We start from the raw sequence: 5,812 nt of genomic DNA on the forward strand, positions 1-5,812 counted from the left end.
CCTCCGGCGTGCGCCTGGGCAGCCCCGCCGCCACCACGCGGGGCCTCAGGGAGGCTGAGTTCCGCCAGGTCGGCCGCTGGATCATCGAGGTCGTGGACAGCCTGCGCGCCACCCAGGGCCAGGGCGACCCCGCCACCGAGGCCCGCATCGCCCACGAGGTCCAGGCCCTCTGCAGCCGCTTCCCCATCTACCAGGAAATGTGAGGTGACCAAGGCGCGCGCCGTCCACAGGGGCGCGTCACCGCCTCGCGGAGCGGGTGCGGCGCAGGTCCCGCCCAGACCGCCGCCGCCAACCCCCCGAGAGTCGCCCCCCAGGCGGCCAGCGCGATCCAGGCCATGGCCTGCGCGAGGCTGTGCAGCGGCGGGAAGTCCGCCGCCAGCGACAGCCTCAGGCTCGCCAGCGAATACATCCCCAGCGGGAAGACCAGGCTCCAGAGCATCGGCGTGTAGGTTAGGGGCACCCGGCAGATCACATGCTTCCAGATGCCGAACAGGAGCAGCATCGGGATCCACCAGGTTCCCCAGGCCCAGACGATCAGCGTCATCCCGTCGATGAAGGGCCGCATCGCGGCGAGGAACGGCATCCCGCTGTCGGTCAGGATCAGCATCGACCCGGCGTTGGTGCTGATGGCCGCCGCTCCCATCACCACCCAGAGGAGCGGCGTGATGTCGTCCGGGCCCACGTCGAAGAAGAAGATGCGGTAGGCGAAGAGCGTGACGAAGATCGCGTAGAGCCCGAGCCCCACGCCCCAGAGCATATGAATGAGCACGAAGACCGATGGCGCGAGCTCTCCCGCCGAGGGCGCGACGAGGGCGCCCAGGATCACGAGCGACTCGGTGCCCACGATGGCGATCAGCCACCCGCCGTGCACGACGTTCGCCCCCTGGGCCGTGTTGAGGAAGGTCAGCACGCCGAAGCTGAAGTAGATGAGCACGAACCAGGTGACGAGCGCGGCAAGCCAGGACCAGAGCGCAGCGGTCGAGGCTCCGCGCAGATGCAGCCCCACCCCGAAGACATCGGTGGCCGCGACGATGGTGAAGAAGGCGAAGACCAGCCTCGGGTTGATTATGTCGGCCCAGAGCGCCCGGGGATGGCGCAGCGCCCGCAGGACCGTCAGCGCGAGGAGCCAGGGAAAGGCCAGCGCGTTCCCCGCGAACAACGCGTCCGAGAGCAGGAGATGCCCTTGGAGCCGCAGCGTGTTCGAGATGATGCCCGTCGCCATGACCAGGGCGAAGTAGCCGGGGTAGAGGCTCTCGATCCGCCCGTCGATCCAGGCGGCGAGGCGTGGCGGCGTCCGGGACAGGCTCTCCTGCGACGAGGTCATGGCGGCCGAACCTCCTGCTGCGAGGCCCCCGCGATCAGCAGATCAGACGATCCCCCGCCAGGCAAGCAGCGTCACGACCAGCGCGAACGTCGCCAGGACCTGGAGCCCCGCCGTCGCCAGCAGGTTCAGGCGCCGGTTGCGTCGCCGGAGGCGCGGATCGATGGTCCGCAGGCGACGTGACAGCCGCCGCTCGGCCCGGGCGACCTCGCGCGGGTCGACGAGACGGGCGAAGCTGGGATGGCGGGCCATGGCCTCGGCCCGGACCAGCAGCTCGGCGTCGCGACGGGCGCGGCGTGGCAGGCGACGTCCGGCGCGGCGGACCTGCTCGCGCAGGTCGGGGCCGGCGACGCCCAGCCTCTCGCCGAGGAGCGCATGGACGGAGGACAGGCGGTTGGACCAGTCGGGCATGACCGTGATGTGGCGCGCCCGGATCGCGCCTCAAGCCCCCTGGAGAGCGCGGTCCCGACCGGCTAGACCGGCGCCATGCTGAACGTCGTCCGCCATGGCACCCCGACCGACCGCCCTGCCCTCCTCATCGCCCACGGGCTCTTCGGCTCGGCGCGGAACTGGGGGGTGATCGCCCGGCGCCTCTCGGACTCGCGCGAGGTGCTGGCGGTGGACATGAGGAACCACGGCGAGAGCTTCCACGATCCGGTCCACGACTACCCGGCGATGGCCACCGACCTCGCTCAGGTGATCGAGCGGCACGGCGGGCCGGTGGACGTGCTCGGGCATTCGATGGGCGGCAAGGCGGCGATGGTGCTGGCGCTGACCCGGCCGGGACTGGTGCGCAAGCTCGTCGTGCTCGACATCGCGCCGGTGGGGTATGGGCACACGCAGATGCCGTCCATCGACGCGATGAGGCGGGTGGACCTCGCCACCGTGGGCTCGCGCGGGGAGGCGGAGGCCCAGATGCAGGCCGATCCCGCGCTGGCGCCGTTCCTGCTCCAGAGCCTCGATCTCAGGGGGCGGCGCTGGAAGCTGAACCTCGATGCGCTGGCCGCGAACATGGCGGCGACCGTGGGGTTCCCGGAGGTGGCCGGGCGCTTCGAGGGACCGGTGCTGTTCCTGTCGGGAGAGGAGAGCAGCTACGTCCTCCCCGAGCACCGGGCGCGGATCAAGGACCTGTTCCCGCAGGCCCGCTTCGCCCGGGTCAAGGGCGCGGCGCACTGGGTCCACGCCGACCGCCCCCGCGAGACGGAGGCGGCCGTCAGGGCGTTCCTGGACGCCTAGCGCAGGTTCACCGAGGCGACGTTGTCCTGATAATCCTTCTGCGGGTCGCGGCCGAGCAGCGTCAGCGCGTAGGCGACGAGCGAGGAGCCGTCCTTCCAGATCTTGGCATGGGAGGGATCCATGCGGAGGAGGAGGAGCGTCGGGTCGTCCTTGCCGCCCTCGTACCAGGCGGCGACGTAGCTGTTCCACAGCTTGTCGATCACCGCGCGGTTGTTGTCGGCCTGGAGCATCCCGGACACCGTGGCCCAGACGTCGTGGCCCTTGGAGACGAAGTGGAAGCTCGCCTCCTTGGCCCCGCCCTGGACATGGCGGCCGAGGTCGGTCTGGGTCGAGGTGAAGAACCAGAGCGGCCCCTCGTCCTTGTCGTCGAGGAGCTGGGCGGTCATGGGGCGGTACTCGATCTCGGTCCCCAGGCCCAGCATGACGGTCATGTCCTTGCGGAGCGCGGCCCAGAAGCGGGCCTCGAGCTCGGCGTCCTTTTGCTGCGTGTCGGCCATCGTGGTCTCCCGTTTCAGTCGGCGGGAGAACGGGCCACGGGCCGGCTGGTTCCGCCGGGAGGGGCGCCGCTCAGGCCCTGCGATCGCGCTCGGCCCTCCAGAGGATGGCGAGGACCAGGACGACCAGGGGCAGGAGGACGAGGCCGGCCAGCGCCCAGGGGTCCCCGTCGACGGCCGGCGCGCCGAGCTGCGCCCGCGCCCAGGCCAGGGTCTGGGTCCAGTAGCCGTTGATGAAGAAGGCAATGAGCCAGACCCCGGCGAGGACGGCGGGGAACAGGCGCCGCGCGGCGGGGGCGGCGAGGTCCCCGGTGGCCAGCGTCAGGCCGATGCCGAGGATCGCCAGGTCGTAGTGCTGGAGGTAGGGGCTCACCAGCAGCGAGCCGAGCGTCGCGGCGGACAGGAGCCGGCGCGGCTCCCATCGCCGCAGCGTGGCGAGGGCGACGAAGGCGAGGCCGGCCAGACCGACGGTGGCCTGGACGGCGGCGGCGAGGCCGGGGGCGACGCCCAGCGACCGCAGCGCCGCGTAGATCGAGGGCATCAGGTTGAGGTGGTACTTGCCCTCGGCCAGGAACCCCTTGGCTTCCGCGACCCCGCGGAGGAAGGCGGGCCAGATCGCCGGCCCGAAGGCCAGGGTGCTGAGGAGCGAGGTCCCCGCCACCACCCCCGCCGCCCAGGCGAGCGTGCCCCAGCGCCGGCCCAGCAGCGCCGCGACGCCGAGCCCGAGGGCGAGGTGCGGCTTGATGACCATGAGGCCCAGCGGCAGCCCGGCCAGGGCCGACCCGCGCAGCGACAGGAGGGCGTAGGCCCCGACCAGCGCCCCGGTCAGGAGGCCGTTCTGCCCGATGATGAGGTCGCCCGCGACGATCGGGAGCATCGTCAGCATGATGGCCGCCACGTGCCCGCGCGCGAGGCGCGCGAGGATCGGGAGGTAGGCGGCGAGCGTGACGAGGTTGAACAGGGCGAAGGCGGTGCCGAGGGGGAGCAGGGCCAGCAGCGCCACGACGGCGTTGAACTGCGGCGGATAGGTCCAGGGCGCCCAGACCTGGCCGCCGACGACCTCGATCTGCCGGGTGGCGAAGAGGTCCATGCTGTAGGCGTCGGGGAGCGTGCCGGCCCAGACCATCTTGCCCACGATCCAGAAGATGTCGAAGTCGGCCTTGGGGCCGTCCGCGAGCGTCCGGTAGGTCGTGGCCAGGAGGGTGAAGCCCAGGTAGATCGCCAGGACGAGCGTTGCGGCGGCCACCGTCACCGGCCTGAGCCGGACGAGAGGCCGCAAGGTCGGCGCCGTGTCGTGCATCTGGTCCCCCGTCGCAGGCGCGGCCCGGGCCGCGCGGCGCAGTCTTGGCCACCAGTGCGGAAATTCTGTGGGCGCATCCGGGAAACATTGGGGCGTGGGGTTGCCCCGAGAGGGGTCCGGGCCGTCAGCCTTGGCGCGTGGAGAGCCACGCCGCGACTCGCGCCCGGACGCCGCGACGCCGGGTTGCGAGGCCAGTCGGTCGCGGGGACGTGCTGCGGCACGCGGCGGCTGGGTCTTTGCGGGGGTGCCCTTCCCCCTCCCAGTAAGGCGACGCACGTCGGGCGCGTCAGGCGCCCCGCCTCCCAAAGAGCTCTTGCCCAGGGGTGCGCGCCCCGGGCGATGGATGGACTTGGGTGGGAGCCCGTGTGGGGGCCGTCTCTCCTAAGCCTCCGCACGGGGGAGCGGCTTTCAGATGCCCCCGGGAACACCTCGCCGGCCTGCACCCCTCACGGGTGGTCTTTGGTCCGGGAGGATCGGCCGGGGGTGCCGCTCCTGATCTCGTGGCCTCAGGGTGCCAGGGGCGGGTTAACGAGTGGTGAACGGGGCGTTCGTTGCCCCCTGGGGCGGCGCAACACCCTCTGGCCAAGGCTCTGAACCCGTTGGGGAAGCGTTCTCGCGGGGGTGTTGCGTCGCCCTCGGCGGACAGGCGTCCAGAGCGGCGGTTCCAGTGATTCGCAACGAGGCCAGCGTCGCCCCGCCACGGGGGCGGCCCCGGACCGGCGGGACAGGCGGGCGAGGCCGCGAGGGAGGGCGGAGACCCGTCGCGCTGAGCCCCCGGGCCGCGCCGCTCAGAAGATTCCGGTGACGTAGAGCAGGATGATGACGACGACCGGGACACCCAGCAGCCAGGCGATGATGCCCTTCATGGTTCGCTCCGTTCTTGGACGCTGGGCCAACGCAAGCGGGCCGTTCGTGTTCCGGGGGCGGCGCAGGAGGGCTTTTGGGAGGGCGCTCTGCCCTATTGGCCTTCGGCGGCGGGCTCGGTCGAGGTGGGGGCGGCGGTCTGGCCTTCCTCGGCCGTGGGCGTGGCGACCTCCGGGGCCTGCTCGCGGCCGCCGGTGCGGAAGAAGACGAAGATGAGGAACAGCACGGCGAGAACCCCGATGAGGATCGCCCAGGTGCGGCTTCGGTTCATGGCGGGGTCCTTTCCCGAGGAGGCGGGAGGGAAAGGGTCGGGGGTGGGGGGGCGGTTCCAGAAATGACAACGAAGAGGTCTTCAGTGAGGAGCAGGTTCACTCATCGGAGATCATAATGGTACGAGAAGCAGTATCCGAGACGCCCAGCCCCTCGGTCATCAAGGACGCGTTACTCCGGCTCTGTTGAGCAATTCGGCGTAAGAGCGAGCTGCCCCTGACCCCCGTCGGCTTTATGCAACGCGCTTGGTCTCGGGGGTGCCGAGGGCGGTGAAGCGGTTGAGAAGGGCGGCACGGATCTGAAGCTCGGCGGTTTGGCGGCTGGGGG

6 protein-coding genes and 1 pseudogene are annotated in these 5,812 nt (G+C 71.3%); 2 read left to right on the plus strand and 5 right to left on the minus strand.

Annotated elements, in window-relative coordinates:
* Positions 1-203, plus strand: a pseudogene (gene glyA / locus RUMESO_RS01945) (serine hydroxymethyltransferase); the annotation flags it as partial.
* Here glyA and RUMESO_RS01950 read toward each other — a convergent pair.
* A complete protein-coding gene (locus RUMESO_RS01950; protein WP_051520920.1) occupies positions 188-1,324 on the minus strand; it encodes a tellurite resistance/C4-dicarboxylate transporter family protein in 1,137 nt (378 codons plus the stop codon). The pseudogene glyA and the gene RUMESO_RS01950 sit on opposite strands and share 16 nt — an antisense overlap.
* A gap of 42 nt (positions 1,325-1,366) precedes the next feature.
* A complete protein-coding gene (locus tag RUMESO_RS01955) occupies positions 1,367-1,732 on the minus strand; it encodes a hypothetical protein (protein WP_051520921.1) in 366 nt (121 codons plus the stop codon).
* A gap of 75 nt (positions 1,733-1,807) precedes the next feature.
* On the opposite strand from RUMESO_RS01955, the gene RUMESO_RS01960 reads away from it, so the two are divergent.
* Positions 1,808-2,557: an alpha/beta fold hydrolase gene (locus RUMESO_RS01960; protein WP_037277670.1), complete on the plus strand. Its 750-nt coding sequence runs from the start codon at positions 1,808-1,810 to the stop codon at positions 2,555-2,557.
* Here RUMESO_RS01960 and RUMESO_RS01965 read toward each other — a convergent pair.
* The 3 genes from RUMESO_RS01965 to RUMESO_RS24810 form a co-directional block, all read right to left on the minus strand.
* Positions 2,554-3,054, minus strand: coding sequence for a pyridoxamine 5'-phosphate oxidase family protein (locus RUMESO_RS01965; RefSeq protein WP_037277672.1), 501 nt, complete (start codon positions 3,052-3,054; stop codon positions 2,554-2,556). The two genes, RUMESO_RS01960 and RUMESO_RS01965, sit on opposite strands and share 4 nt — an antisense overlap.
* 70 nt (positions 3,055-3,124) lie before the next feature.
* Positions 3,125-4,351, minus strand: coding sequence for a glycosyltransferase family 87 protein (locus tag RUMESO_RS01970; protein WP_051520922.1), 1,227 nt, complete (start codon positions 4,349-4,351; stop codon positions 3,125-3,127).
* A 958-nt stretch (positions 4,352-5,309) separates the two neighbouring features.
* On the minus strand, positions 5,310-5,486 hold the full coding sequence (locus tag RUMESO_RS24810) for a flagellar basal body-associated FliL family protein (protein WP_156362610.1): 177 nt from the start codon (positions 5,484-5,486) through the stop codon (positions 5,310-5,312).
* Positions 5,487-5,812 lie beyond the last annotated feature (326 nt).

This window comes from Rubellimicrobium mesophilum DSM 19309 (assembly GCF_000600335.2).
GTDB classification, from domain to species: Bacteria; Pseudomonadota; Alphaproteobacteria; order Rhodobacterales; family Rhodobacteraceae; genus Rubellimicrobium; species Rubellimicrobium mesophilum.

Excerpts from the sequence above, each read along its gene's own strand:
- RUMESO_RS01950 (WP_051520920.1), bottom strand. The coding sequence starts at position 1,324 with ATGACCTCGTCGCAGGAGAGCCTGTCCCGGACGCCGCCACGCCTCGCC.
- RUMESO_RS01955 (WP_051520921.1), bottom strand. The coding sequence starts at position 1,732 with ATGCCCGACTGGTCCAACCGCCTGTCCTCCGTCCATGCGCTCCTCGGC.
- RUMESO_RS01960 (WP_037277670.1), top strand. The coding sequence starts at position 1,808 with ATGCTGAACGTCGTCCGCCATGGCACCCCGACCGACCGCCCTGCCCTC.
- RUMESO_RS01965 (WP_037277672.1), bottom strand. The coding sequence starts at position 3,054 with ATGGCCGACACGCAGCAAAAGGACGCCGAGCTCGAGGCCCGCTTCTGG.
- RUMESO_RS01970 (WP_051520922.1), bottom strand. The coding sequence starts at position 4,351 with ATGCACGACACGGCGCCGACCTTGCGGCCTCTCGTCCGGCTCAGGCCG.
- RUMESO_RS24810 (WP_156362610.1), bottom strand. The coding sequence starts at position 5,486 with ATGAACCGAAGCCGCACCTGGGCGATCCTCATCGGGGTTCTCGCCGTG.